Source organism: Micromonospora sp. NPDC092111 (assembly GCF_044755745.1).
Lineage (GTDB): Bacteria > Actinomycetota > Actinomycetes > Mycobacteriales > Micromonosporaceae > Micromonospora.
The window spans coordinates 207,691-233,928 of record NZ_JBIVRQ010000011.1; the positions used below are offsets into that span (position 1 = coordinate 207,691).

The 26,238-nt window shown below is 73.9% G+C and carries 21 protein-coding genes, 1 tRNA gene and 1 pseudogene; 14 read left to right on the forward strand and 9 right to left on the reverse strand.

From position 1 onward, the window contains the following. A complete protein-coding gene (locus tag ACIQG9_RS21595) occupies nucleotides 1-1,278 on the reverse strand; it encodes a helix-turn-helix domain-containing protein (RefSeq protein WP_400405108.1) in 1,278 nt (425 codons plus the stop codon). Between the two features lie 727 nt (nucleotides 1,279-2,005). Here ACIQG9_RS21595 and murC point away from each other — a divergent pair. Next, entirely contained in the window at nucleotides 2,006-3,451 is a 1,446-nt protein-coding gene (gene murC, locus ACIQG9_RS21600) for a UDP-N-acetylmuramate--L-alanine ligase (RefSeq protein WP_400405113.1), read from the forward strand. A gap of 11 nt (nucleotides 3,452-3,462) precedes the next feature. On the opposite strand, the gene murF is transcribed toward murC, so the two are convergent. From murF to ACIQG9_RS21615, 3 genes are all read right to left on the reverse strand, one after another. After that, on the reverse strand, nucleotides 3,463-4,854 hold the full coding sequence (gene murF / locus ACIQG9_RS21605; protein ID WP_400405116.1) for a UDP-N-acetylmuramoyl-tripeptide--D-alanyl-D-alanine ligase: 1,392 nt from the start codon (nucleotides 4,852-4,854) through the stop codon (nucleotides 3,463-3,465). A 291-nt stretch (nucleotides 4,855-5,145) separates the two neighbouring features. Next, complete coding sequence (locus ACIQG9_RS21610; RefSeq protein WP_400405118.1) at nucleotides 5,146-5,406, reverse strand: hypothetical protein; 261 nt, start codon at nucleotides 5,404-5,406, stop codon at nucleotides 5,146-5,148. A 429-nt stretch (nucleotides 5,407-5,835) separates the two neighbouring features. Continuing rightward, a tRNA-Arg gene (locus ACIQG9_RS21615) sits at nucleotides 5,836-5,908 on the reverse strand. Nucleotides 5,909-6,056: 148 nt separating this feature from the next. Between ACIQG9_RS21615 and ACIQG9_RS21620 the strand changes: the two genes are divergently transcribed. Next, on the forward strand, nucleotides 6,057-6,737 hold the full coding sequence (locus ACIQG9_RS21620; protein WP_400405121.1) for a hypothetical protein: 681 nt from the start codon (nucleotides 6,057-6,059) through the stop codon (nucleotides 6,735-6,737). A gap of 422 nt (nucleotides 6,738-7,159) precedes the next feature. On the opposite strand, the pseudogene ACIQG9_RS21625 reads toward ACIQG9_RS21620, so the two are convergent. Both ACIQG9_RS21625 and ACIQG9_RS21630 read right to left on the reverse strand, forming a co-directional pair. Beyond that, nucleotides 7,160-8,167, reverse strand: a pseudogene (locus ACIQG9_RS21625) (alpha/beta hydrolase); the annotation flags it as partial. Nucleotides 8,168-8,348: 181 nt separating this feature from the next. Further along, nucleotides 8,349-8,765, reverse strand: coding sequence for an HPF/RaiA family ribosome-associated protein (locus ACIQG9_RS21630; RefSeq protein ID WP_400405123.1), 417 nt, complete (start codon nucleotides 8,763-8,765; stop codon nucleotides 8,349-8,351). Nucleotides 8,766-9,104: 339 nt separating this feature from the next. Here ACIQG9_RS21630 and ssb point away from each other — a divergent pair, with 339 nt between their 5' ends. From ssb to ACIQG9_RS21645, 3 genes are all read left to right on the forward strand, one after another. Further along, on the forward strand, nucleotides 9,105-9,887 hold the full coding sequence (ssb, locus tag ACIQG9_RS21635) for a single-stranded DNA-binding protein (RefSeq protein ID WP_400405126.1): 783 nt from the start codon (nucleotides 9,105-9,107) through the stop codon (nucleotides 9,885-9,887). A gap of 136 nt (nucleotides 9,888-10,023) precedes the next feature. After that, nucleotides 10,024-11,109: a cobalamin biosynthesis protein gene (locus ACIQG9_RS21640; RefSeq protein ID WP_400405205.1), complete on the forward strand. Its 1,086-nt coding sequence runs from the start codon at nucleotides 10,024-10,026 to the stop codon at nucleotides 11,107-11,109. Continuing rightward, nucleotides 11,106-12,650, forward strand: a complete 1,545-nt coding sequence (locus ACIQG9_RS21645) for a cobyric acid synthase (RefSeq protein ID WP_400405128.1) — start codon at nucleotides 11,106-11,108, stop codon at nucleotides 12,648-12,650. The genes ACIQG9_RS21640 and ACIQG9_RS21645 overlap by 4 nt, the downstream gene beginning before the upstream one ends. A 146-nt stretch (nucleotides 12,651-12,796) precedes the next feature. Here the strand turns inward: ACIQG9_RS21645 and ACIQG9_RS21650 are convergent, their stop codons facing one another. Beyond that, nucleotides 12,797-13,198, reverse strand: coding sequence for a rhodanese-like domain-containing protein (locus ACIQG9_RS21650; RefSeq protein ID WP_400405207.1), 402 nt, complete (start codon nucleotides 13,196-13,198; stop codon nucleotides 12,797-12,799). Nucleotides 13,199-13,311: 113 nt separating this feature from the next. Between ACIQG9_RS21650 and ACIQG9_RS21655 the strand changes: the two genes are divergently transcribed. The 4 genes from ACIQG9_RS21655 to ACIQG9_RS21670 all read left to right on the forward strand — a co-directional run bounded on the left by ACIQG9_RS21655 (nucleotide 13,312) and on the right by ACIQG9_RS21670 (nucleotide 17,286). Beyond that, nucleotides 13,312-13,974 carry a uridine kinase gene (locus ACIQG9_RS21655; protein WP_400405131.1) on the forward strand — a complete coding sequence of 221 codons (663 nt, stop codon included), beginning with the start codon at nucleotides 13,312-13,314 and terminating at the stop codon, nucleotides 13,972-13,974. Nucleotides 13,975-14,010: 36 nt separating this feature from the next. Continuing rightward, complete coding sequence (locus ACIQG9_RS21660; protein ID WP_400405209.1) at nucleotides 14,011-15,363, forward strand: dipeptidase; 1,353 nt, start codon at nucleotides 14,011-14,013, stop codon at nucleotides 15,361-15,363. Nucleotides 15,364-15,440: 77 nt separating this feature from the next. Then, complete coding sequence (locus tag ACIQG9_RS21665) at nucleotides 15,441-15,647, forward strand: hypothetical protein (protein ID WP_400405134.1); 207 nt, start codon at nucleotides 15,441-15,443, stop codon at nucleotides 15,645-15,647. 55 nt (nucleotides 15,648-15,702) lie between these two features. After that, nucleotides 15,703-17,286, forward strand: a complete 1,584-nt coding sequence (locus ACIQG9_RS21670) for an ATP-dependent DNA ligase (protein ID WP_400405136.1) — start codon at nucleotides 15,703-15,705, stop codon at nucleotides 17,284-17,286. A gap of 29 nt (nucleotides 17,287-17,315) precedes the next feature. Here the strand turns inward: ACIQG9_RS21670 and ACIQG9_RS21675 are convergent, their stop codons facing one another. Next, nucleotides 17,316-18,131 (reverse strand): SURF1 family protein, encoded by an 816-nt coding sequence (locus ACIQG9_RS21675; protein ID WP_400405139.1) that lies wholly within the window; start codon nucleotides 18,129-18,131, stop codon nucleotides 17,316-17,318. Between the two features lie 171 nt (nucleotides 18,132-18,302). Here ACIQG9_RS21675 and ACIQG9_RS21680 point away from each other — a divergent pair, with 171 nt between their 5' ends. Continuing rightward, nucleotides 18,303-19,679: a cobyrinate a,c-diamide synthase gene (locus ACIQG9_RS21680; RefSeq protein ID WP_400405142.1), complete on the forward strand. Its 1,377-nt coding sequence runs from the start codon at nucleotides 18,303-18,305 to the stop codon at nucleotides 19,677-19,679. Further along, nucleotides 19,676-20,245 carry a GNAT family N-acetyltransferase gene (locus ACIQG9_RS21685; protein ID WP_400405145.1) on the forward strand — a complete coding sequence of 190 codons (570 nt, stop codon included), beginning with the start codon at nucleotides 19,676-19,678 and terminating at the stop codon, nucleotides 20,243-20,245. The genes ACIQG9_RS21680 and ACIQG9_RS21685 overlap by 4 nt, the downstream gene beginning before the upstream one ends. 172 nt (nucleotides 20,246-20,417) lie before the next feature. Here the strand turns inward: ACIQG9_RS21685 and ACIQG9_RS21690 are convergent, their stop codons facing one another. Further along, the gene (locus tag ACIQG9_RS21690) at nucleotides 20,418-22,550 is read right to left on the reverse strand and encodes a transglycosylase domain-containing protein (RefSeq protein ID WP_400405148.1); all 2,133 of its coding nucleotides are present in this window, start codon (nucleotides 22,548-22,550) and stop codon (nucleotides 20,418-20,420) included. Between the two features lie 134 nt (nucleotides 22,551-22,684). Between ACIQG9_RS21690 and cobC the strand changes: the two genes are divergently transcribed. From cobC to cobA, 3 genes are read left to right on the forward strand one after another with little or no spacing between them, the layout of a single operon-like run. Further along, on the forward strand, nucleotides 22,685-23,788 hold the full coding sequence (cobC, locus tag ACIQG9_RS21695; RefSeq protein WP_400405151.1) for an Rv2231c family pyridoxal phosphate-dependent protein CobC: 1,104 nt from the start codon (nucleotides 22,685-22,687) through the stop codon (nucleotides 23,786-23,788). Further along, entirely contained in the window at nucleotides 23,788-24,879 is a 1,092-nt protein-coding gene (gene cobT / locus ACIQG9_RS21700) for a nicotinate-nucleotide--dimethylbenzimidazole phosphoribosyltransferase (protein WP_400405212.1), read from the forward strand. Before cobC ends, cobT begins: the two co-directional genes overlap by 1 nt. Further along, nucleotides 24,876-26,213 carry a uroporphyrinogen-III C-methyltransferase gene (gene cobA / locus ACIQG9_RS21705; protein ID WP_400405154.1) on the forward strand — a complete coding sequence of 446 codons (1,338 nt, stop codon included), beginning with the start codon at nucleotides 24,876-24,878 and terminating at the stop codon, nucleotides 26,211-26,213. Before cobT ends, cobA begins: the two co-directional genes overlap by 4 nt. Nucleotides 26,214-26,238 lie beyond the last annotated feature (25 nt).

The window sequence follows — 26,238 nt, forward strand, 5'->3', positions numbered from 1 at the left end:
CTATCCAATCGCTAGAGGTGTGGTGCCGGCCAGTACTGTGGCGTATGCCCGCAGGTTCTCGCGGCATGTTTCACGTTTGACGGACGCCGCGAGAGCGGATCGCGTGTGGGCGTCGTTGGTATCGACGCATTCGGCAAGCAGTACAGCGCTACACCAACGGGCAGCGGCATCACGGGTATTCGCAAGTTCGACCGAGAGGCGACGCGATGCCCATCCGTCTCCGCCGTCGCCCGCGCCGAGCCTGCGGTTGGCCGCTGGTCTTCCTGCGCCAGCGGCCAGGTGCGCCGCTTGCTCCCAGGACAGTTCCAAAACCCGGCTAGCGACGGCGGTTATGTAAAGGTGCCGAGTGTCGGGGTCGTTCCGGATCGAACAAATTGCTGCGTCGCCCAGTTCGGGCGTTCCGACCTTGGCAAGTATTCCGGCAGAGTTGACCCGGAGGACTGCCGTAGCACCGCTCCGCATCCAGGCGGCCAAGCCTCGTCGCGCCCCTTCGTTCTCCGCGGCTAGTGCGCTGATTGTCAGATCGGTGATGTGGCTTGTCTGTGCGGTCGCGAGAAGGTGACCGCTGCCTTGCATGATGTCGCCAAACAATCGCTGGGCGACCAGCACGTCAGTAAGTGCAGGATCGGTGAAGAAGTAGGAGCCGTCTGCTCTTCGGCTGACGTGTGGATGTCGATTCAAGCGTACGGCAGTCGCCTGTGGGATCTGCGACGGTTCCAGTTCGGTCCTCCGGTGTTGCCAGAGGTGCCAAGCGAGCCATTCGACGGCTTCCTGGTCGCCTGACCCGGATTGCCCGTGCATGAAGCCGCTTACCGCAGTAGCGGCCGTTGATGCGAAGAAATGACGCCGGTTCACTTTGTCCTCTTTCTTGCCCGGCTCACTGCTAGTGGCTGGCATGGCAAACCACAATCGTTCGGCCGGCATGTGCAACGCTGCCGCCCACTGCATCAGACGATCAAGATGGACCATGGGGGGCCCATTCTCTATTCGGCTTAACTGAGCTTGGCTCATGCCCATCCAGGAAGCGGTCTGGTCCTGGGACATGGGATGCCGCCCGTGGGACGGATGCGTTCGCCATGCTCGGATCACTCGACCCATGTGCCGGCTTTGGAGCGCTGCGCTGATGACGGTCTCATCCCAGAAGCCCGCTGGCACCTCCGGCGCGGTATCAGGGTGTTGCCGGTGGTGAGAGGAGCAGGGCGAGCAGCGTCCGCTGTTGTTGTCGCGTGCAAGTCGCGCGCCGCAGCGGCAGCACCGCGCCTTGTGGGTCGCTGTCATCGTGGCGTCCTTGGGTGGGAGTCAAACCTAGATGCTAGTTGGCTCGCCTCCAATATCTCATCCGAGTACCGGTCGGGTTCATGCATGGAACGCATATCGACATCCGCTCTTCGCCATGCTGCCCAATACCGGGCCTTCGGCATCGTGTTGCTAACGGTAAGCGTTCGTCCAGCTACCGCGCTTTCGCCTCCATCTGTAGCCGGCTGGTGGCTCCGTACGAACGGGTGATCGGTCAGCGCGCGGCGCGGGCTCTAAGACGCCTGACCGTCTCGCGTGGTGATTGGCGGAGATGGCGTGGCCGCCGTGAGTCGACAGCGTGTCGTGCTGGCCGGCCCCAAAAGAGCAACGGGAGTTTTCTTGGATGACGACGACACGGACCGGATCCGGCCGAGGCATCGCCCGTATCGGTCGCGCAGGTTCCCGGGCGGTCGGCCCTGTACCTGTCCCTCGTGCCAAACAGCCTGCACTCGGAAGCGGCAGCAACAGGTTCCCGGCCCTGCGGCACCCCCGCCCGGCTCCGCTCGGGTTCCTGGTGCCGGGGCGATGCCGCCGGCTGCGGCGGTGCGCCTGTCGACGCAGATCGATTGGACCCGTGCGGCCGAAATGGCGACCCGAGGGCAACTCGCCCGAGCGCAAGGAATCGGACCGGTGGAAAGAAGCGGACCCCCTCGCACGTCAGCTCGTGGCAGCACCAACTCGTCAACTCTGTCGAAGGAGACACGGCACCATGACCGACACGATCACCGGTAACCCGACCATCGAGGCGTACACCGGCCCGGTGGACCTGTCCCGCCCGTACTTCGTGGGCGTCGGCGGGTCCGCGATGTCCGGTCTGGCCCGGCTGCTGGCCGACCTGGGCCACCAGGTCAGCGGTAGCGACATGCACGACCTGGCCACTCTGTCGACCCTGCGCACGGCCGGCGTCCTGGTACACCTGGGGCACCACGCCTCGCACATCGAGGGCGCGCCCTGCGTCGTCTACACCACCGTCGCGCAGGACGCGCCAGAGGTCCACGCGGCCCGCGCCGCCGGCATCCCGGTGCTGCACCGGGCACAGGTCATCGACAGGCTGGCCACCACGCGCCGGCTGGTGGCGGTGGCCGGATCGCACGGCAAGTCCACCACGGCCGGCATGCTGGCCCACATCCTGCGCACCCTCGGACAGGAACCGACCTACGTGATCGGTGCCGACCTGATCGGGCCGGGGTCCGGCGCCCACCTCGGGCGGTCCCGGCTGCTGGTCGCCGAGGCCGACGAGGCGGACCGCTCGTTCCACTTCCTCGCCCCGTCGATGGCGGTCATCACCAACGTGACCGACGACCACCCGGAGAACTTCGTCAACCACGCCGACGTGATGCGCGCCTACGTCGGGTTCGGCTGCCGGATCGCGCCGGACGGGTTCCTGGTCGTCAACGCGGACTGCGTGGGTGCGACGGTGGCCGCCGAGGTCATCGCCGCCGAGCGGCCCGACCTGACGGTGCTGAGGTACGGCCGAAACCGGACGGCGGACGTTCGGCTCCTGGACGTGCACGCCGAGGGCTGGTCGGCGTCCGCGACGGTGCAGATGCCGAACGGCACCGAGGTTCGGCTGAACCTGCCGACCCCGGCGGCACACCACCTGGACAACGCGGCGGCGGCCATGGCCTGCGCGGTGGCCCTGGGTCTGGACCCCGCCGATGTGGCCGGGGCGACATGCACCTTCGCCGGGGTGCGCCGCCGGTTCGAGCACATCGACACCCGGGCCGGGGTGACGGTGATCGACTCCTACGCCGACCACCCAAACGAGATCGCCGCCGACCTGGAAGCCGCGCGCACCCTGGCCCGGGGGCGGGTGTTCGTGGTGTTCCAGCCGTCCGGACACGCCCGCGTCCTGGCCTGCGGAGAACGCATCGGGCGGGTTCTGGCGGACAAGGCCGATTACGTGCTGCTGCTCGATGTGCACGGCACCGTTCCGTCCGGACTGCCTGCCGCGGACGCCACCGCCGTCATGGCCTGTCTGCGTGACGGTGCCTACTGCCTGCCCCTTGGACACGACCACGCGGCCCGGGTGATCGCGCGAATGGCCGGGCGCGGTGACGTCGTGTTGACAATGGGAACCGGTGACGTGACCGGCTACGGCGCGGCGATCCTGGACGCCCTGAGCAGCCGATCCGAGGTCACCTTGTCCGCCTGATTCCTTCCCCGTCAAGCGGTGACAGCGCCGGGTTCATCGATCAGCTTGCTCGCGAGCGTGAGGAGTCCGGCGCTGTTGGCTGCCTTGACCAACACCACGTCCCCAGGCCGGAGTCCGGCGTTCAGCAGATCCCACGCCTCGGCCGCGTCCGCCGCACGATCCACGACCGTGCTGTTGCCGGTGGCTCCGGCCGCGTACTGATCGGCGTCCTTCCCGCCGATCGCCACCAGCCACCCGGCCCCGATCTCGGCCACCTGCTGCCCGATCTCGCGGTGCACCTGCCGGGCGTGGTCGCCCAACTCGGCCATCTCCCCGAGCACCGCGACGGCCCGCTGGCCGTCCCCGGTCATCGCGTGCAGCGCGCGTAACGCGGCACGCATCGCGTCCGGCGCGGCGTTGTAGGCATCATTGATGACCGTCACCCCGTCCGCGCGGGTGGTGACCTGCATCCGGCCCGGGGACACCGCCTCCGCCTGCGACACCGCCTCGGCTACCGCCTCGATCGGGTGGCCGAGCCCCAACGCCACGGTAGCGGCGGCAAGCGCGTTGGACGCCTGGTGCAGCCCGTACAGGCGCAACCGCACCTCGGCGGCCTGCCCGTCGTGGACGAGCCGGAAACCGGCGCGGCCCAGCTCGTCCATGGTCACGTCCTCGGCACGTACCTCCGCCGGTTTCTCGATGCCGTAGGTGAGTACGCGGGCACGGGTGCGGCTTGCCATGGCGGGCACCAACGCATCGTCGGCATTGAGCACCGCCAACCCGCCGTCGAGCGCGTCCGGCAGCGCTTCCACGATCTCGCCCTTGGCCTGGGCGATGTTCTCCACCGACCCGAACTCGCCAAGGTGTGCGTGCCCGACGCGGGTGACGACGCTGATCGTGGGCGGGGCGATCCGGGTCAGATAGGCCACGTGGCCGACACCGCGCGCTCCCATCTCCAACACGAGATAGCGGGTGTCGGCGGTGGCGCGGGTGACCGTGTACGGCAAGCCAAGCTCGTTGTTGTTCGACGCCCGGTTGGCCACCGTCTCACCCCAGGTCGGCAGCACCTGGGCAAGGATGTCCTTGGTCGACGTCTTGCCCACCGAACCGGTTACCCCGATCACCGTGGTCTGTGGCAACCGGTCCACCACGGCGCGGGCCAGCCGTCCGTACGCGGTCGGCACGTCCTCGACGACCACCGCCGGCACCCCGACCGGGCGTGACGCCAGCACCGCGACCGCGCCGGACCCGATCGCCTGGGTGGCGTAGTCGTGCCCGTCGACGCGCTCACCGGGCAACGCCACGAACATCCCGCCCGGCTCGACACGGCGGCTGTCGAACACCACGGGGGCGGTCACCGCCACACTTCCGGCAGCGTCGTGCACGGCTCCACCAATGGCGGCCGTGATCTCCTGCAGCGTCATCGCAAGCACGAGAAGAACCTACCGTGCGAGGATTGTCGGGGTGCCGCGCTGGAATCGGTTTACGCGGAAGGGCATCGCCAGGGTGCGGACCAGCCGTTCCGGTGGTCCGAGCATGCGCGCAGCACTCGTCACGCGCTCCGACTGCGTATGCGTGCACCCATCGTCGTGCCCGAGCTGGGATGGAGCGGCCGAATCGCTGCCCGTCCCGTCCCCTACCCTGTGATGTGCAGGTGCACCCGGCAGGATTCGAACCTGCGGCCTTGGGATTAGCAGAAGATCGCGGATAGCTGTTCAGGTGGGTTCTTCGTCAGGGCGTCTCAGCTTGACCCGTGATCGGCGCATCATGACGAGGACGATGATGGCAGCCGCCAGGAGACCGGGACCGCAGTGGACGGCAAGGACCCCTGGCAGGCTCGGCCCGCCCCAGTCATTCTGGTAGCTGGCAGGGTCGGAAAAGTCGATGATGAATAGCTCGATCACGGCTCGAACGATGAAGTACAGAGCGATGATCAGGCCGAAGACGGTTCCGATGACGGACAGGGCCCTACGCAAACCGGCCTCCATTGTGAACACTGGTGTCTGGCGGCGCTGACTTTATCGCCTACCCCCCAGCTTGGCTGTCCTGCGGATCTCCTCGTCGGGCAGTCTCGGACCTTCCAGGCTCCCCGGACGGGGGACAAGGTGGAGCGCCCTACCGGACGAACGATCTTGGCCGCGTCCGGGGAGCTGGCAGCCCTTGTGGTGCCCGACGAGGTGATCCGCCCGGCATTTCTGAGCAGGGCCGGGGTTCGGGGCGGAGCCCCGAGGTCTTCCGACCGTGTCGTCCCGAAGCGTGGCCGGCCTGGACTGGCTGCGGCTGCACGACCCGCGGTACGCCTGCGGGACCTCTTCGGCTGACTTGGCTGTACGAATGGCTGTATGCGAGTCGTGGTGATCGACGGGGCCGGGCGTGCCGAGCCGCTGACCTGCGGTGGGGGAGGGTGCGCCCGGCAGGATTCGAACCTGCGGCCTTGGGATTAGAAGTCCCCTGCTCTATCCGCTGAGCTACGGGCGCGCGGCGTACGTGTCGCGCCAAGAGGGTACCGCCGACCCCCGGGCGCGCGGGGGAACGGGTCGCGTCCGGACCCGCGTGATCAGCGTCGCACGCCACCCCCGTTCCGGGCATCCGGGTTCCGGCCGCGTCGGGGCCGTACCCTCGGTCCGTGCTGCTGGAACCCGACGCCGAGAATGAGGTCGCCTACGAGTTGTGCCAGCTCCTGGGGCGGGCGATCCTGCCGGTCAGGGCGGCGGGCGGGGTGGGCACCGCCTTCTTCCTCGCGCACCCGTCCGGCGAGTTCCTGCTGACCGCGGACGCCGTGACCGCCGCCGAGGTCGGGGAGGTCGGCCTGCGGGCCAGCGTCACCGAGCCGGCCGGTGTGGCCGGTGACGTGCTGGTGCTGCCGGAGTTCCGGTCGTGGTGGGTACGTCCACCCGGGCTCGGGGTGGCGATCATGCGGCCCGACGACCTGCACGGGCTCGCCGCCGAGCGGGGCTGGCGGTGGCGGCTCCAGCCGGTGCCGGCCACGGTCGCCGTCCGGGCGGACGAGGTCGCCGGGTTCGGCGCCGAGCCGGTCACCGCGATCGTGCTGGCCCTCGGCGTCGGTGCCGACGGTGGTCGGCCGCTGGAGGTCGCGGTGGAACGAGCGGTCCGCGACGGCGACGGGCTGCGGGTCACCGCCGCGCTCCCCACCGGCTACGTCGGGGCCCCGGTCTTCGGGGTACGTCCCGACGCCGCCGGGGAGGTCGGCCTGCGCTGCCTCGGGCTGCTGCTCCCCGGCGATACCGGCCACCCGGTGGCCACCCTCGACCGGATCGTGGCCGCACTGCCGGGCGGCGCGGCATGATCGACACCTCGTCGGCGATGTGGCGGTGTCCGGGGCCCCCGGATACCGCCACATCCCCGTAACGGAGTCGATCACCGGCGGGCGTCCCGGCCCGGCGTCCGGGCCCGGCGTCCGGGCCCGGCGTCCGGGCCCGGCGGGTCGGTCTGGCGGCCGGTCCGGCGGGTCGGGGTGGCCGGTCAGCCGTCCTGGCGGCTCGCTGCGGCCGGCTGGTCCGCGTCCGCCGGGGCACGGCCGGTGGGCACCACGGCCTCCGTCGCCGGCCGGCGAGGGGCGGCGGCCTCCGTCGTGGCCGGGTGGACCGGGTGCGGTTCGGCGCTCCCCGTCGGGGCCGTGCCGACCAGGTGCGGGTGGGCGGCTTCCGGCGGGCCGCCGTCGGCCGGGTGCGGGGTGGTCGCCTCGGTCGTGGCCGGGTGGAATGGGTGCGGGGCGGTGGCCTCGGTCGCGGCCGGGTCGGGCCGGTGCGGGGCGGCGGCCTCCGTCGGGCCGGCGCCGAGGAACGCCTCGGCCCAGCGTCCGACCTCGGTGAAGACCTGCTCCCGTACGGCCGGGCCGGAGAGGGTCAGGTCGTGCTTGCCGCCGTCGAAGCGGGCCAGGGTGACGTGCCGGCCCAGCCGGGGCGCCCAGCGGACCATGTGCTCCACGTCCAGCACCGCGTCGGCGAGGGCCGCCGAGTCGTGCCACCTGGTACCCCGGAAGCTCCGGGTCGAGCAGGCCAGCAGCACCGGGACCGGGATGTCCAGCCCGGCGCGGAGCTGCCGCTGGGCGGTACGGATCGCGGCCAGCCAGCCGGCCCGGACCGGGAACCCGGCGAGCGGCTTCCACGCCAGGTCGTACGTCCACTCGCCGCGATGGTCGGCGTGCAGGCTCTCGCCGTACACGGTGCCCAGGCCGAACGGGAGGACGCGGTGCGGCGCGCTGCGGCCGAGCCGGGAGACGGCGGCCGCGAGGGGTCGACGGACCAGCCAGGGGGCGTTGATGTCGAAGAACGGGCTGTTCAGGACGAGCCCGTCGACCAGGCCGGCGGCGCGTCGGGCGTGCGCCCAGAGCGAGATGATCAGACCACCGGTGGAGTGGCCCATGGCGAGCAGGGTGTGGTGCCCGTCGTCCTCGCGGATGATCTCGGCGGCGGCGTCCAGCTCGGGGAAGTAGTCACTCACGTCGCGGCAGAAGTTCGGCGTCTGGTGCGGTAGCAGGCTGCGGCCGTACTTGCGCAGGTCGAGGGCGTAGAAGTCCCAGCCACGGGTGGCGAAGAAGTCGGCCAGGTGGGTCTGGAAGAAGTAGTCGACGAAGCCGTGCACGTAGAGCACGGCCCGGCCGGTCGGGCGGTCGGCACGCCGTCGGACCAGCGTCGCGACCACCGGCCCCTCGTCGTCGGTGCCCAGGTCGATCGTCTGCCGCTCGTACGGCGGCCCCAGCACGTCCGGTTCCACGACCGCGACGGTACGCCCGCAGGCTACCCGGCGGTAGCCCTCGGTGGGTGCGGCGCTGGCCGACACCGGCCGGGACGCCGCACCGGACGGGGCGCTCGCCCCCGCGCGCGGACGGCGGGCCGGCAGGACGAAGCGTCCCCGTCCGGGGGTGGGGCGTGGACGGGGACGCTTCGGGCGGCACTCAGGCGGTCTCGGCGTCCGCCCGTTCGGGGTCGGGGTCGCCGGCCTGCTCGGGGGCGGGCTGGCCCATCTCCCGGACGTGCTTGTTGTGCCGGGGCTCCTGCCGGGTCTTCGCGTCGTTGAGCCGGCGGCGCAGGTCGTCCCGGGCGTCGTTCAGCGCGGCTCGCAGGTCCTCCTCGTTGGAGGTGGTGACGATCTTCTGCCGGCCGGCGATCCAGCACTCCAGGGTGACCTTCTGCCCGCGTGCCTCCCGGTCCTTGACCGACACCTCCAGCTCGGTGGCGTCGGCGTGGAAGGCGGCCAGCCGCGCGTCCAGGGTGCCGAACTGCTCGACGATCCAGTTCCGGTCGCCCTGGGAGAAGCCCGCGCCCATCCGCAGACACTCGGCCACGGTCGCCGGGTTCGCCACCGCGCTCATCGGCGCACCTCCCGCTCGCTGCGGACGGGGCCGGTCGTACGGAGCGGGATCCGAGTCATCAGCACTGCCTTTCTCGTCGGACGTCGTGCCTGGTGGTGCTTGGTTGATCAACTCAATACCCAGTCGGGGTCGGCCTCACTCCGGTGATTCTGGTGCGCCCCGGCGGCCCCGGGCAGGGCCGATCGGCCTAGCACACCGGGACCTTGATCAGGTGGTCGTCCACAGGCCCGCCGCTCGTCCACAGGGGTGGCACCGGCCGCTGGCGGTGGCACCGCACTCCGGCCAGGCTCGGGCCGAGTCGACTCGCCATGGCATCCGCCGCACCCCTGGGAGGGGACGATGTTCGATACCCACGTCACGATCGTCGGCAACGTGCTGACCGCGCCGGAGTGGCGCCGCACCACCCAGAGCAACACCCTGGTGGCCAACTTCAAGGTCGCCTCGACCGCCCGCCGCCTCGACCGGGACAGCGGTCGGTGGGTCGACGGCAACAGCCTCCGCGTCCGGGTCAACTGCTGGCGGAAGCTGGCCGAGGGGGTGGCCGCCTCGGTCATGGTCGGCGACCCGGTGGTGGTCGTCGGGCGGCTCTACACCCGGGACTGGACCGACGACGCCGGCAACCACCGCGTCCTGTACGAGCTGGAGGCGATCGCCGTCGGGCACGACCTCTCCCGGGGCCGGGCCCGCTTCCTCCGCAACCGGCCGAGCATGGCGACCAGCGCGGTGGAGGACGACGAGGCGGCCCAGCGGGTGCACGGCGAGCCGACCGAGCCGGTGCCACCCGGGCAGGCCCCGGTCGGTCCGGCCGAACGGCCGCTCGACGACGACTTCGAGCTGTCCGGCTTCGGCGTACCCCGCGCCGGCCACGACCTGCCCGGCGCCCCGGCACCCGACCCGTTCGACGCCGACCCCGACTCCGACGACTCCGACGACGAACTGGCCCCGTTGCCGGTGGGTGACGACGAGGACGGCACCGGAGACGAGTTCGCGGCGTTGCCCGTCGACGGGGACGGGGCCGGGGCCGGGGCGGGCGGCGCGCTCGACCCGATGCCGGAGGAGGAGGCCGGCACCCCGCCCGGCCGGGGGCGGCGCGGGCGCGGTCGGGTGCCGGTGCCGGCCTGAGACCACCGCCCGCGCCGCGACGGCGACGGGTCGTGGGCCGTACGGACGGGGGCGGGGTGGCGACGGGGACGTGGTCACCCCGCGTACGGCTAGGCTGGCCGGCCGGAGGTGGTGACGGGTGGCGCAGAGGACCGCCGTGGCGCACACGGCTGGACTGGTGGCCGGCTACGCGCTGGACAGCCTGCTCGGCGACCCGCGCCGCTGGCATCCGGTGGCTGGCTTCGGCCGGGCGGCCGGTGCCCTGGAGCGCCGGGTCTACCGGGCCGACCGTCGGGCGGGGGCCGTCTTCACCGCCGTCGCCGTGGGTGCTCCGGTGCTGCTCGGCGTGGCCGCCGGCCGGGCCACCCGGCGCTACCCGGTGGCCCGCGCCCTGCTCGTGGCGGCCGGCACCTGGGCGGTGCTCGGCGGCCGTACCCTGCGGCACGAGGCGGCGGTGATGGGGTCCGCCCTGCGCGCCGGTGACCTGCCGGCGGCCCGGGGCCGTCTCGGGAACCTCTGCGGGCGGGACCCCTCCCAGCTCGACGAGGCGGAACTGGCTCGGGCCACCGTCGAGTCGGTCGCCGAGAACACCTCCGACGCGGTGGTCGCGCCACTGCTGTGGGGTGCCGTCGGTGGGCTGCCCGGCCTGCTCGGCTACCGGGCGGCGAACACCCTCGACGCGATGGTCGGGCACCGGTCACCCCGCTACGCCCGGTTCGGCACCCCGGCCGCCCGCCTCGACGACCTGCTCAACCTGGTGCCCGCCCGGCTGACCGGCCTGCTCACCGTCGCCGCAGCGCCGATCGTGCACGGCGACCGGGCCCGGGCCTGGCGGGTCTGGCGGCGGGACCGCAACGACCACCCCAGCCCCAACGCAGGGCAGTGCGAGGCGGCCATGGCCGGCGCGCTCGGCGTCCGGCTCGGCGGGCGGAACGTCTACTTCGGACGGTCCGAGGTGCGCCCGTTCCTCGGCGACGGCCCCCGCCCCGAGGGCCGGCACCTGAAGCGGGCCGCCCGGCTCTCCGGGACGGTCGGCCTGGCCGCCCTCGGGCTGGCGGCGGCCTGGCCGCTGACCGGGGGCCGGCTGGTCGCCGCCGCCGGCCGCGCCGCCCGGGTCGGCCTCGGCCGGGCGGCTGCCGCCGCCTGGGTCGGCCTCGGCCGGGACGCTGCCGCCGCCCGGGGTGACGCCGGTCAGGGCGCGCTAGGCGCTCCGGGCGGCGTCGGCCGGGTGAGCGGACGGTGAGCGGCGGGCTGCTCGTCGCGGGCACCACGTCCGACGCCGGCAAGAGCGTGCTCACCGCCGGCATCTGCCGTTGGCTGCACCGGCGCGGGGTGTCGGTGGCACCGTTCAAGGCGCAGAACATGTCCAACAACTCGGCCGTGGTGGTCGGCCCCGACGGGCGGGGCGGCGAGATCGGCCGCGCCCAGGCGATGCAGGCCGCCGCCTGCGGGCTCGCCCCCGACCTACGGTTCAACCCGGTGCTGCTCAAGCCGGGCAGCGACCTGGCCAGCCAGGTGGTGCTGCTCGGTGAGGCGGTCGACACGGTCACCGCCGGCAACTTCCGCGCGCTTCGCCCGAAGCTCGCCGAGACGGCGTACGCGGCCCTGGCCGAGCTGCGCGCCGGGTACGACGTGGTGATCTGCGAGGGCGCCGGCAGCCCCGCCGAGATCAACCTGCGGGCCGGGGACTACGTCAACCTGGGGCTAGCCCGGCACGCGGGCCTGCCCACCATCGTGGTCGGCGACATCGACCGGGGCGGGGTGTTCGCCGCCATGTTCGGCACGGTCGCCCTGCTCGACCCGGCCGACCAGGCGCTGGTCGCCGGCTTCGTGATCAACAAGTTCCGGGGCGACCTCGGTCTGCTCCGACCTGGTCTGGACATGCTGCACCAGGTCACCGGCCGACCCACCTACGGGGTGCTGCCCTGGCACCTCGACCTCTGGCTCGACGCCGAGGACTCGCTCGCCTACGGCCGGGTGCTGGGTCGGCCCGCCGCCCCGTACGGCACCGAGTGGCTGGACGTGGCGGTCGTCCGGCTGCCCCGGATCAGCAACGCCACCGACGTGGAGGCGCTCGCCACCGAACCGGGCGTGCGGGTCCGGCTCACCGTCGAACCCGCCGAGTTGGCCGCCGCCGATCTGGTCGTCCTTCCCGGTTCCAAGTCCACCGTCGCCGACCTGGCCTGGCTGCGGGAGACCGGGCTCGCCGACGCGGTCACCGCGCACGCCGCCGCCGGCCGGCCGCTGCTCGGCATCTGCGGCGGCTTCCAGATGCTGGCCCGGGCGGTCCACGACCGGGTGGAGAGCCGCCGGGGCAGCGTCCCCGGGCTCGGCCTGCTGCCCGTCGAGATCACCTTCGACCCGCGCAAGACCGTCCGCCAGGCGGTCGGCACCGCGGGCGACGGCGTCCCGGTGCGCGGCTACGAGATCCACCACGGGTACGTCTCCGCGGCCGACCCGGAGCTGCCCCCGCTGCTCAGCTACGCCGACGGCAGCCCCGAGGGGGCCCGGCTCGGCGCGGTGCACGGCACCCACTGGCACGGCGCGTTCGAGTCGGACGAGTTCCGCCGCCGGTTCCTCACCGAGGTGGCCCGTACGGCCGGCCGGCACGGCTTCCGGGTCGCGCCGGACACCGCCTTCGCCGCCGCCCGCGAACGCTCCCTGGACCTGCTCGGTGACCTGGTCGAGGAGCACCTGGACACCGACGCGCTGTGGCGGCTCATCGAGACCGGCGCCCCCGCCGACCTGCCGTTCATCCCACCCGGCGCCCCACCGGCGGGCTGACCGGCCGCCGGCCCGGTCGAGCCGTTCACCAGCCGAGAGCCGCCCGCCCCGCCGGCCCCCGAGCCCCGGCTCCGGCCCGAGCCCCGGCTCCGGCTCCGGCTCCGGGTCCGGCTCCGGCCCCGGCCCCGGCCGGTTCGGGCGGCGGGTCAGGGGCGGATGTCGGCGGGCTGGTCGGAGAAGGGCAGCCCGGCCTCCCGCCACGCCTGCGCCCCGCCGGTCATGTCGGTGGCGTTGCGCAGCCCCAACGCCTGGAGGCTGGCCGCCGCCAGGCTGGAGCTGTAGCCCTGCCGGCACACCAGCACGATCTCCCGGTCGTACCCGGTCGCCTCGGGGATGCGCCACTCGCTGGCCGGGTCCAGCCGCCACTCCAGCACCGTCCGGTCGATGACGATCGCGCCGGGCAACTCGCCCTGCTCGCGGCGTTGCCGTTCGGTGCGGGTGTCGACCAGCAGCGCACCCGCCCGTACCGCCTCGACCGTCTGCTGAGGACTCAACCGCCGTAGCCCGGCACGGGCCTGTTCCAGCAGGGCGTCCACGCCCGGACTCATCACGTCATTGAGCACGTCCAGATCATGCCGGTCACCCGGACCGGCCGCCCGGTGAACGGCCGCTCCCGGCGGTGGAACCAGGCTCACGGGGGACACCCGCTAGCGTCAGCTCCGTGACGGTGGCGCTGGTCGAGGCGTACGCGACGCTGGCCCGGCGGGTGGTCGCCGGGCCGGCGCGGTTGGGGCGTACCCGACTGGTGGCCGTCGACGGCCCCAGCGGCGCGGGCAAGAGCGCCTTCGCCGCGCGCCTCGCGGACGCCCTCGCGGGCCTCGCCGGTGGCGGTCGACCGCCGGTGGTGCACACCGACGACCTGCTCGACGGCTGGGACGACCAGCTCACCTTCTGGGCCCGCCTGGAGGAGCGGGTGCTCGCCCCGCTGCGGGCCGGACGACCCGGGGCGTACCAGCGGTACAGCTGGGTGCGCCGGTCCTTCCTGTCCCGCGCGGTGCCGGTGCCGGTCGCGCCGGTGCTGCTGCTGGAGGGGGTGAGCGCGGCGCGGGCGGCGATCCGGCCGGAGCTGACCCTGTCGGTGTACGTCACCGCGCCCGCCGGGCTGCGGCTGCGCCGCGCGCTCGACCGGGACGGCCCACAGCTCCTGCCGGAGCTGCGCCGGTGGCACGCCGGGGAGCGCGCCCACTTCGCCGCCGACGGCACCGCCGCCGCGGTCGACCTGGTGGTCGACGGGGCGCCGACCCTGCCGCACGACCGGGACCGCTACTACCTCCGCCGGCCGCTGACCGGCCCCGACGCGGGCTCGCCGGGTATCCGCCGGTAAGGCCGGCATACGATGCCGGTCATGACCTCACCGATCATGTCCGAGTCCCAGGTGCGGGCCGCCGTCGAGCGGGAACTGCCCGGTGTCCGCGCCGACCTGGAACGCCTCGTCCGCATCCCCGGCATCGCGTTCGAGGGCTTCGACCACTCGCACCTGGAACGCTCCGCCGAGGCGGTCGCCGAGCTGCTGCGCGGTTGCGGCCTCGACGTGCGGATCGCGCGTTCGGGCGGCCAGCCCGCGGTGATCGGGACGAAGGCCGCCCCGGCCGGCGCGCCCACCGTGCTGATGTACGCCCACCACGACGTCCAGCCGGTCGGCGACCTGTCGCTGTGGGAGTCCGACCCGTTCGAGCCGGTCGAGCGGGACGGCCGCCTCTACGGGCGCGGCGCCGCCGACGACAAGGCGGGCATCATGGCGCACATCGCCGCGCTGCGCGCCTTCGGCGACCAGCTCCCGGTCGGCGTGGTCCTCTTCATCGAGGGCGAGGAGGAGTACGGCTCCGACTCGCTGGAGCGGCTGCTCGCCGAGCACCGCGAGGAGATCGCCTCGGACGTCATCGTGATCGCCGACTCCACCAACTGGGACGTCGGCGTGCCGGCCCTGACCACCTCGCTGCGCGGCATCGTCAACCTCTTCGTCGAGGTGCGCACCCTGGACCACGCCGTGCACAGCGGCATGTTCGGCGGTGCCGTGCCGGACGCGCTGACCGCGCTGGTCCGCCTCCTGGCGACGCTGCACGACGACGCCGGTGACGTGGCCGTCGAGGGCCTGACCGGCCGGGAGGGCGCGACCGTGGACTACCCGGAGGACCGGTTCCGCGCCGAGGCCGGCCTGGTCGACGGGGTCTCGCTCTTCGGCACCGGCCGGATCACCGACCGGCTGTGGACCAAGCCGGCGCTGGCGGTGCTCGGCGTCGACGCCCCGGCCACCGGCGAGGCGCCGAACGCGCTGGTCCCGGCGGCGAAGGCCAAGCTGAGCGTACGGCTGGCGCCGGGCGACGACCGGAAGCGCGGGTACGACGCGGTCCGTACCCACCTGGAGAAGCACGCCCCGTGGGGTGCCCAGGTGACGGTCACCTTCGAGCACGACGGGGACCCGTGCGTCATCGACGCCGCCGGACCGATGTTCGACGCGGCCCGCTCGGCCTTCCGTACCGCCTGGGACGGCACCGATCCGGTGGACATCGGGGTCGGCGGCTCGATCCCGTTCATCGCCACCTTCCAGGAGATGTTCCCCCGGGCGGCGATCCTGGTCACCGGCGTGGAGGACCCGCACGCGCGGGCGCACGGCCCGAACGAGAGCCTGCACCTCGGCGAGTTCGCCCGGGTCTGCCTCGCCGAGGCGTTGCTGCTGGCGAAGGTGGCCGAGGCGGGCCGGCAGGCCGGTTAGGTCGCGGAACCATAACTTCGGGGTCGATGTCAGAGTTTGCGGCGTGTCGGGGAGCACCTTGTTATAGCCTTTCGAACATGCGTACGAACGACGTGATGACGCGGCTGGAAGCCGCCGTGAGTGCTCTGGGGGACGTCGACGTCTCCGCGTGGCCCGAGGCCACGCTCAAGGAACAGCTCGGCGAGCTCTCGGCCGCGCTGGTCGCTCTCGACGGGGTGCTCTCCCGGGTCGCCGACGAGGTCCGCGCCCGTGGCCTGCGCATCGAGGAGCCCGTCCCGGCCTGACCGGGTACGGCCCGGGTACGGCAATACCCGGGTGATGTCGGAGGTGGCTGGCAGGATGAGGTGCGTGCGGTTCCTCGACCTGGCAGCCACCTCCGCGGCCGTCTCGGCCACCACTGGCCGGCGCGCCAAGGTGGAGCTGCTCGCCGGTGCGCTGCGGGCGCTCGACCCGGCCGAGGTGTCGGCCGGGTCCGGCTACCTCGCCGGTGAGCTGCGTCAGCGGCAGACCGGCGTGGGCTGGGCCAGCCTGCGTGACCTGCCGCCACCGGCGGCCGAGCCGACCCTGACCGTGGCCGCCGTGGACGCGGCGGTCGACGAGATCGCCGCGATCCGGGGCCCCGGGTCCCAGGCCCGCCGCCGGCACCTGCTCGACGCGCTGCTCGCCGCCGCGACCGCCGACGAACAGCGGCTGCTGGTCGGCCTGTTCCGGGGCGAGCTGCGCCAGGGCGCTCAGGCCGGGCTGCTCGCCGACGCTGTCGCCAAGGCCGCCGAGGTGCCGGTGGCGGCGGTCCGCCGGGCCCTGCTGCTCGCCGGTGACCTGCGTGCGGTCGCGGTGGCCGCCCGCTCCGGCGGGGCTGCCGCGCTGGCCGGGTTCGGGCTCCAGGTGGGCCGTCCGCTCGCGCCGATGCTGGCGTCGAGCGCCCCGTCGGTCGACGCCGCGCTCGACGCCACCGGCGTCCCGGCGGTGGTCGACGTGAAGCTCGACGGCATCCGGATCCAGGTGCACCGTTCCGGCAGCGACATCGCCGTCTTCACCCGCAGCCTGGACGAGATCACCACCCGGGTCCCCGAGGTGGTCGCCGCCGTCCGTGCGCTGCCCGCCCGGGAGTTGGTGCTCGACGGCGAGGCGATCGGGTTGGACGCGGCCGGTCGGCCGCTGCCGTTCCAGCAGACCTCCAGCCGGGCCGCCCGGCGGATCACCCCCGACGTGACCCGCGATGCCCCGGCCGTGCTCGCCGCCGCCGAGACCACCGACGCGACGGTGCTCACGCCGTACTTCTTCGACCTGCTGCACCTCGACGGCGACGACCTGATCGACCTGCCCGGCCGGGACCGGTGGGCCGCGCTGGCCGGCGCGGTCGACGAGTCACTGCTGGTCGGCCGGGTCGAGGTCGACAACCCCGAGCAGGCCGGTACGGCGTTCGCCGCCGCGCTCGACGCCGGCCAGGAGGGGGTCGTGGTCAAGTCACCGGACGCGCCCTACGACGCCGGCCGGCGGGGCGCGTCCTGGGTCAAGGTCAAACCACGGCACACCCTGGACCTGGTGGTGCTGGCGGTCGAGTGGGGCAGCGGCCGGCGGCAGGGCTGGCTCTCCAACCTCCACCTCGGCGCCCGCGACCCCCGCACCGGTGACTTCGTCATGCTCGGCAAGACCTTCAAGGGGCTCACCGACGAACTCCTGCGCTGGCAGACCGAACGCTTCCTCGGGCTGGCCGTGGAGCACGGCGACTGGGTGGTGCGGGTCCGGCCCGAGCAGGTGGTCGAGATCGCCTTCGACGGGGTGCAGACCAGCTCCCGCTACCCAGGCGGAGTGACCCTGCGGTTCGCCCGGGTGGTGCGGTACCGCGCCGACAAGTCGGCCGCCGAGGCCGACACCATCGACATGGTCCGGGCCCTGCACGCCGGGCGTGCCGGCGGCTGAACGCCCCTACCCTCCCCGGTGGGCCCGCGTCAGGCGGGGGTGACGGGTTCGGCGGCCCGGTCGACCGGGAGCTTCGGCGCGTCCAGCCCGGCCATCCGCCGGGCCTCCCGGCGGGCCACCCAGCCGTACCCGAAGAGCGTCATCGCGGCGAAGAGCCACCACTGGATGACGTACCCGAAGTTCTGCCAGTTGTTCGCATGCCCGATCGGCACCGCCCGGAACGCCGGGTCGTTGGCCGGGGTCTGCCCGTCGAGCAGCAGATATGCCCCGTGCACCGGGTACGGCAGCTCCCGGGCCAGCTTGGCCACGGTGACCCGACGGGTCTCCAGCCGGCCGTCGCGCCGGTCCACGCCGTTCCCGCCGGTCTCGGTGGGGTGTACCCGGCCGACCACGGTCACCTCGCCGGTGGGCAGCGCGGGCACCTGCGGCATGGCCATCGCCCCGCCGGGCGCGGGCGGGACCCAGCCCCGGTCGACCAGCACGGCCGTGCCGTCGTCGAGCAGCAGCGGGGCGAGCACCTCGAAGCCGACCTTGCTCTCCACCGTCCGGCCCCGGACCAGGACGACGTTCGCGGCGTCGTACCGGCCGGTGGCGGTGACCCGGCTCCACTCGACCTGCTCGGCGGGGGCCGGGCCGACGGTGCCCGCGCCGCCGGCCGGTGCGGGCAGCACGTCGCGCAGCGGTACGGCGGTGCCCTGGCTGCCGGCGTCGATGCGCTCGTTGACCGCCGTGCGTTCCCGGTAGCGGTCCAGTTGCCAGTTGCCGAGCAGCACCATCACGGCGGCGGCGACCAGGGTCAGCGCGAGGATGCCCAGCCAGCGTGGGGTCAGCAGGAACCGGTACACAGCACGAGGCTACCCGTATGACCCGCGCCACCCGCCGCGACGGCCCGTGGGACCGGGCGATCGGCGGCCGACGCGCGTCGGTGCGGGCGAGTATCGTCACGCGAGCGGATCGCCGTCGGCGTTCCTCCCGGCCGTCCGCGCGCCATCCCCGTCGCCAGCGAGGAGTCGATGATGACCGCCGTGCCGCGCCTCGTGCTCAGCGCGCCCTCCTCCGGTCACGGCACCAACACGCTCGCCATCGGCCTGCTCGCGGCGCTGGTCGACCAGGGGCTCGACGTCGCCGGTTTCAAGGTCGGCCCGGACCACGTCGACGCCGCGTACCTCGGCCTGGCCGCCGGCCGTCCCGGCCGCAACCTCGACCCGCGGCTGGTCGGCGCGGACCGGCTCGGGCCGCTCTTCGCGCACGGGGCCGAGGGCGCCGCGCTGGCCGTCGTGCAGGGCACCATGGGCCTGTACGACTCGGTCGCCGGCCGGCCCGAGGCGGAGTCCACGGCGGCCGTGGCCACCGTGCTGCGCAGCCCGGTCGTGCTGGTGGTGGACGTGGCGGCGATGGGTCAGTCGGTGGCCGCCCTGGTGCACGGTTTCCGCTCCTACGACGAGCAGCTCTGGCTGGGCGGGGTGATCCTCACCCAGGTCGCCTCCGGTCGGCACGAGTCCATGCTGCGCGAGGCGCTCGACGACGTCGGGGTGCCGGTCTACGGCGCGCTGCGTCGGCACGAGCTGCCCCGGGTGCTGCCGTCGCGTCGGCACGGCGTGGTGCCGGTGGTCGCCGGGGACGCCGAGGCGTCCCGGGCGGTGCGGCGTCTCGGTGAGGCCGTCGCCGGCACGGTCGACCTGGAACGGCTGGTCGCGTTGGCCCGGTCGGCCCCGGCGTTGGCCTTCGAGCCCTGGTCGCCGGCGTCCGCCGCGCCGGCCGGGGACGCCCCGGTGGTGGCGCTCGCCGGTGGTCCCGGCGGCAGCTACGGCCACGCCGAGACCGCCGAGCTGCTGCGCGCCGCCGGCGCCGAGGTGGTGACCGTCGACCCGCTGCGCGACGAGGCGCTGCCGGCCGGCACCCGGGCACTGGTCGTGGGCGCGGCCCTGCCCGAGTCGTCCGCCCGGGACCTCTCCGCCAACCGCCGGCTCTGCATCGCGGTGGCCGAGCTGGCCCGCACCGGGCGGCCGGTGGTCGCCGAGGGCACCGGCCTGCTCTGGCTGGCCCGTGAGCTGGACGGCCTGCCGATGTGCGGGGTGCTGGACGCGATCGGCGCCAGCCGGGACGGCCTGGTGGTGGGCTACCGGGAGGCGACCGCCCGGTCCGACAGCGTGGTCGCCGGCACCGGGGCGACGGTGGTGGGTTACAAGCAGCACGGCGCGGTGCTCACCCCGCGGGCCGGGCAGCGGGCCGCGTGGAGCTGGGAGGGCGGCGCGCCCGAGGGCTTCGTCTGGCGGGGCGTGCACGCCTCGCAACTCGGCCTGCACTGGGGGGCGCATCCGGAGATCGCGACCCGGTTGGTGACGGCGGCGGCGCTGCCGGCGGGGGTCGAGGGCGTCGGGGCGTCGGCGTGATCGGGCAGGTGGCCGTCCGGCGGTTCCCGGCGCTGACGGTCTCCACCCCGCGCACCGAGGTACGGCCGCTGGTCGCCGCCGACGCCGACGCGGTGGACGAGGTCTTCGCCGACCGGCAGACCCAGCGCTGGCTGCCGCTGGCCGAGGCGTCCGGGCAGATCGAGGGCCATGCCTGGTGCACCGACCTGGCCCGGCAGCGGCGGGACAGCGGCGACGGCGACCACTACGCGGTGGTGCGTCGGGAGGACGACCGGGTGGTGGGCTGCCTGTGGACCCGGCGCACCGACTGGGGCGCCCGGTTGACCGAGGTGTCCTACGCCCTCGCCCCGCACGCCCGTGGCTACGGGCTGGCCGCCGAGGCGGTGGACGCGCTGGCCATCGCGCTGCTGCTGGAGCACGGGTTCCAGCGGGTGGAGCTGCGGGTGGCGCCGGGGAACGTGGCGTCGCGCCGGGTGGCCGAGAAGGCCAGCTTCAGCTACGAGGGGCTGCTGCGCAACGCGGGTTTCGTCCGGGGTGCCCGGGTCGACCTGGAGCTGTGGTCGCTGGTCACCGCCGACCTGCACTGATCCGTCGCGCACCCGCTGCCGCCGGCACCCCGCCGGCTGCGGGCCCAGTCGAGGGCGGCCAGGGCCGCCGGCGGGTGCCGCCCGGAGCTTCGCGTCAGGAACCGCACCGTTCCTGACGCGAAGCTTCCTGCTCACCGTCCCCGGCCTGGCGGAGCCGGGGACGGCGGGTCCGTCACCCGACGATGGCGTCGGACGGTGGGGCGAACTGGCGGGTCGGGGTGCCCTTCAGCCCGTCCCGCAGGGTCTGGGCGACCGCGTTGACCGGTACCTGGGACTGCCCGTCGCCGACCGCGTTGAACGGGTTGTCCGGGTCGGCGATGAAGCTCGCCGCCGCCAGTTCCGGGGTGTAGCCGACGAACCAGGCGGACCGGGTGCTGTCCGTGGTGCCGGTCTTGCCGGCCACCGGGCGGCCCACCGTGCCCCGGACGCTGTCCGCCGTCGACCAGCCGCCGCAGCTTCCCTTCGCCGGGGCGTCGCCGGTGGGGCAGCGCGCCGCGTCGGTGGCGGCCCGGGCCGCGTCGGCGCTCACCACCTGCCGGCAGCGCGGCTTGGCGACCTCCCGTTCGATGCCACCCGCCGTCCGGTAGGTGGTCGGGGTGCCGTCCCGGTTGGTGATCGAGGTGACGGGCATCGCCTCGCAGTACCGGCCGTCGGCGGCGATCGCGGCGTACGCGTTGGCCATCTCCAGCGGGGTGGCGTCGGAGACACCGAGGGTGAACGCGCCCCACTTGCTCGCCTTGGACGGGGACGCCTGGTCCTTGTCGACGTCGGTGCGCCAGCGTAGGCCGAGCTGTTCGGCGAGGTGTACGCCCCGGTCCGCGCCGATCTTCTCCTCAAGCTGGACGAAGTAGGTGTTGACCGACTTGCCGAAGCCGGACCACATGGTCTGCCGCCCGGTCATCGCGGCGCTGGCGTTGGACGGCGCCCACCCGTTGTAGATCGCGGACTGGTACCGGTACGGCGAGTCGAACGCGGTGGACAGCGTCATCCCGGCGTCGAGGGCGGCCAGCATCGGGAACATCTTGAACGTCGAGCCGGCCTGGTATCCGGGGAGGCTGCCGCCGCCGAGCAGTGGGGCGACGGTGTTCGGGTAGTTCGCCTTCACCTTCGGTCCGGCCTCGGGGTTGGAGCTGGGCCCGTTCTCGCTGAGGTCCAGCGAGTAGTTCCGGTTCACCGCCATCGCCTTGATCCGGCCGGTGCCCGGTTCGGCGACCACGATGCCGTTGGCGAACGGGCTGCCGGTGCTGTCCTTCGCGCCGACGTTGTTCTCCGCTGCCGCCTGGATCTTCGGGTCCAGGGCCAGCACGATCCGGTAGCCGCCCCGGCGGAGCTTGTCCATCCGTTCCAGCCGGTTCTCGCCGAACGCGGGCTGCGAACTCCACCAGTTCTTCACGTAGTCGCAGTAGAAACCCCAGGTGGTGTACTTGTCGGGGATCGAGGCGCAGTCGTTGGGCGGGTTGGTCACCCTGGTCCGGATCGGCTCGGTCCTGGCCACCGCGGCGGCGTCCGGGGACAGGTAGCCGAGCTGGGACATCTTGTCGAGCACGTAGTTGCGCCGGCCGGTGGCCTCCTTCTGGTCCGAGCTGATCGGGTCGTACTCGGAGGGGGACTTGACCAGGCCGGCGAGGGTGGCCGCCTCGACGGGGCTGAGGGTGGCCGGGGTCTTGGAGAAGAAGATCTGCGACGCGGCGTAGATGCCGTACGCCCGGTGGCCGAAGTACGCCGAGTTGAGGTAGCGCTCCAGGATCTGCTCCTTGGTGAGCTCCTTCTCGATGTCCAGCGCCATCCGCATCTCCTTGACCTTGCGCAGGCTGGTCTGCTGGGTGGCCTCCTGGACCTCCTTCGGGGTCTGCGCGCTGTCCCGCAGCGCCATCCGGACGTACTGCATGGTCAGTGTGGAGGCGCCCTGGGAGACGCCGCTGGAGCGGGCGTTGGCCACGAAGGCCCGGGCGACGCCCTTCGGGTCGACGCCCCGGTGCTGGTAGAAGCGGTTGTCCTCGGCGGCGACGATGGCCTGCTGGATGTTCGGCGACATGTCCGACAACTTGGTGTACTGCCGGTACTCCTCGTAGAACATCGTCAGGATCGTCTTGCCGTCCGGGGCGTAGAGGTAGGACGTCTCGGCGGGCAGCGCGGTCCGCAGGAGGTTGGTCTTCTGCTCCACGGCGTGCGCGGTGGCCTTGGCCCCGAGACCGGTGAAGGCGGCCAGCGGGTACGCGACGGCGGCGATCACGATGCCGGCGATCAGCCCGGCGCGGAGGAGAGGAACGGAACGACCTGCGGTGGCAAAGAGTCGATTGCTCACCTGGTCAAGTTATGACATTTCCGATTCGGAAATGAGAAAAATCCATAAACCTCCGAAGGCTGGTCGAGTGCCGTGACGCGGCCCACGGCGGGATCCGCTGTCCCACGCGGCGGCTTCCCGGCAGGATCGCGGACATGCGTGGTCAGTTGCTCCGGGCGGAGCCCGACGCCGGGGAACCGGCCAGTTCCCGGTCCGAACCGGACCTCACCCACCACGGGGACGCCGAGGCCACCCCCGGGCTGGTCGACCTGGCGGTCAACGTCCGCCGGGACCCGATGCCCGACTGGCTGGCCGACCCGGTCGTCGGCGCGCTGGCCGACCTGGCCGCGTACCCGGACCCCGGTCCCGCCCGGGCCGCCGTCGCCGCCCGGCACGGCCGCCCGCCGGAGGAGGTACTGCTCACCGCCGGTGCCGCGGAGGGCTTCGTGCTGATCGCCCGGGCCCTGTCCGGGGTACGCCGGCCGGTGGTGGTGCACCCGCAGTTCACCGAGCCGGAGGCCGCGCTGCGGGCCGCCGGTCACGCCGTCGAGCGGCTGCTGCTCGACGACGCCGACGACTTCCGGCTCGACCCGGCCCGGGTGCCGGCCGACGCCGACCTGGTCATGGTCGGCAACCCGACCAACCCCACCTCGGTGCTGCACCCCGCCGCCGACCTGGCCGCACTGGCCCGGCCCGGCCGCGTCCTGGTGGTCGACGAGGCGTTCGCCGACACCACCGGCGCACCCGGCGTCGACGGCGAGCCGGAGTCCCTGGCCGGCCGCCGCGACCTGCCCGGCCTGGTGGTGGTGCGCAGCCTCACCAAGACCTGGGGGCTGGCCGGCCTGCGGATCGGCTACCTGCTCGGCGAGGCCGCGCTGCTGGACCGGTTCGCCGCCGGCCAACCGCTGTGGGCCGTCTCCACCCCGGCCCTGGCCGCCGCCACCGCCGTCGCGGCACCGACCGCCGTCGCGGCCGAGCGCGCCATCGCCGCGCGGCTCGCCGCCGACCGCGACCACCTGGTCGCCCGCCTGTCGGCCCTGCCCGGGGTACGCGTCGCGGGCCGGCCGGCCAGCGCGTTCGTGCTGGTCCACCTGGCCGGCGCCGACCGGGTACGGGAGACCCTGCGCGGGCGCGGCTGGGCCGTCCGGCGCGGCGACACCTTCCCCGGGCTGGGGCCGGACTGGGTGCGGATCGCCGTGCGCGACCCGGCGACCACCGACGCGTTCATCGAGGTGCTGGCGGAGATCCTGGAGGCATGATGTTGGAGACGACGCTCGCGGCGATCGGGCCGCTCGACGGAACGGCGATGGCCGCCGCCCGGGACCTGCAGGGCCGGCTCACCAAGCCCGCCGGCTCGCTCGGCGCCCTGGAGGACCTCTCGGTACGCCTGGCCGGCCTGGCCGGCACCTGCCCGCCGCCGCTGCCCGAACCGGCCGCGGTGGCGATCTTCGCCGGTGACCACGGCGTGCACGCCCAGGGTGTCACCCCGTGGCCGCAGGAGGTCACCGCCCAGATGATCGGGAACTTCCTGGCCGGCGGGGCGGTGGTCAACGCGTTCGCCCGCCAGGCCGGCGCCTCGGTCACCGTGGTCGACGTCGGGGTGGCCACCCCGCTGCCGTTCACCCCCGACCCCGCGCCCGCCGCCGGTGCTGCCGGGGCGGTGGTGCCCCGGCTGGTCGAGGCGAACGTGCGGCGCGGCACCCGGGACATGACGGTCACCGCCGCGCTCACCCGGGACGAGGCGCGGACGGCGGTGGAGACCGGCATCCGGATCGCGGGGGAGCTGCTCGACGCCGGGGCCGGCGTACTGCTCACCGGCGACATGGGGATCGCCAACACCACCCCGTCCGCCGCGCTGGTCGCCGTCTTCACCGGGGTCGACCCGGCCGAGGCGACCGGCCGGGGGACCGGGGTGGACGACGACACGTACCAGCGGAAGATCGGCATGGTGCGGGCCGCGCTCGACCGGCACCGGCCCGACCCCGCCGACCCGCTGGGGGTGCTGGCCGCCGTCGGTGGCCTGGAGCACGCGGCGCTGGCCGGCCTGATCCTCGGCTCGGCCGCGCGCCGGGTCCCGGTGCTGCTCGACGGCGTGATCGCGGCCAGCGCCGCGCTGGTCGCCGCCGCCCTCGCCCCCGACGCGGTCGGCGCGATGGTCGCCGGGCACCGGTCCGCCGAGCCGGGCGCCACCGTGGCGCTGCGCCACCTCGGCCTGGACCCGCTGGTCGACCTCGGCCTGCGCCTCGGCGAGGGCACCGGCGCGCTGCTGGCGCTGCCGGTGGTCACCGGCGCGGTCCGGGTGCTGCACGAGGTGGCCACCTTCGACGCGGCGGGGGTCTCCGAGAAGTGACCGGCAACCCCTACCCCCTCGGACTGCGGCTCGCCGGCCGGCGGGTGGTCGTGGTGGGCGGGGGAGCCGTCGCCAGCCGCCGGGTGCCCGCCCTGCTGGACGCCGGCGCGGACCTCCTCCTGGTCGCGCCCGAGCTGACCCCGGCGCTGCGCGCGCACGCCGACGCCGGACGGCTGCACTGGCTGCCGCGCCGGTTCGCCCCCGACGACCTGGACGGGGCGTGGCTGGTGCAGGTCGCGGTCGACGATCCGGCCGCCGCCGCCACCGTCAGCGCCGCCGCCGCCGAACGGCGGATCTTCTGCGTCCGGGCCGACGACCGCGCGGCGGCCACCGCGTGGACCCCGGCGGTCACCCGGCACGGCCCGGTCACCGTCGCCGTGCTCGGCGGCGGCGACCCGCGCCGGGCGATGACCGTCCGGGACGCCGTCCGTGACCTGTTGAACGCCCGTACCGGCCCGATCGGGGCGGCTGCCGACCCGGCGGGAGCGGCACCTGCGGACTCGGGCGGCCCCGGGGCCCTGCCGGCCGGTGGGCCGGTCGACGGGCCGGTCGGTGGTCTGGCCGGTGGGCCGGTCGACGGTCCGGCCCATGATTTGGTCGGTGGTCCGGTCGGGCGGGTGGCGCTGGTCGGAGCGGGTCCCGGCGACCCGGAGCTGATCACCGTGCGGGGCTGGCGGCTGCTCACCGAGGCCGACGTGGTGGTCGCCGACCGGCTGGTACCCGGGCTGCTCCTGGACGAGCTGCGCCCGGACGTCGAGCTGGTCGACGCGTCCAAGATCCCCTACGGGCCGTCCCGCACCCAGGAGGAGATCAACCGGATCCTGGTCGACCGGGCCCGCGCCGGGAAGCACGTGATCCGGCTCAAGGGCGGCGACCCGTACGTCTTCGGTCGGGGCGGCGAGGAGTTGCTGGCCTGCGCGGCGGCCGGCGTACCGGTGACCGTGGTCCCCGGGGTGACCAGTGCGATCGCCGTGCCGGCGGTGGCCGGCATCCCGGTCACCCACCGCGCGGTGGCGCACGAGTTCACCGTGGTCTCCGGGCACGTCGCCCCGGACTCGCCGGCCTCCCTGGTGCGCTGGTCGGCCCTCGCCGGCCTGCACGGCACCCTCGTGGTGCTGATGGGCCTGAAGAACCTGGCCGCCATCACCGCCACCCTCACCGGCCACGGCCGGGACCCGGCCACCCCGGTCGCCGTGATCCAGGAGGGCACGACGAGCGGACAGCGCAGCATCCGGTCGACGCTCGGCGCGGTGGCGGCGGACGTGGTCGAGGCGGGCCTGCGCCCGCCGGCGATCGTGGTGATCGGCGACGTGGTCGACACCCTGGCCACCTGACCGGCTCCCCGATCGGCTCCGTTTC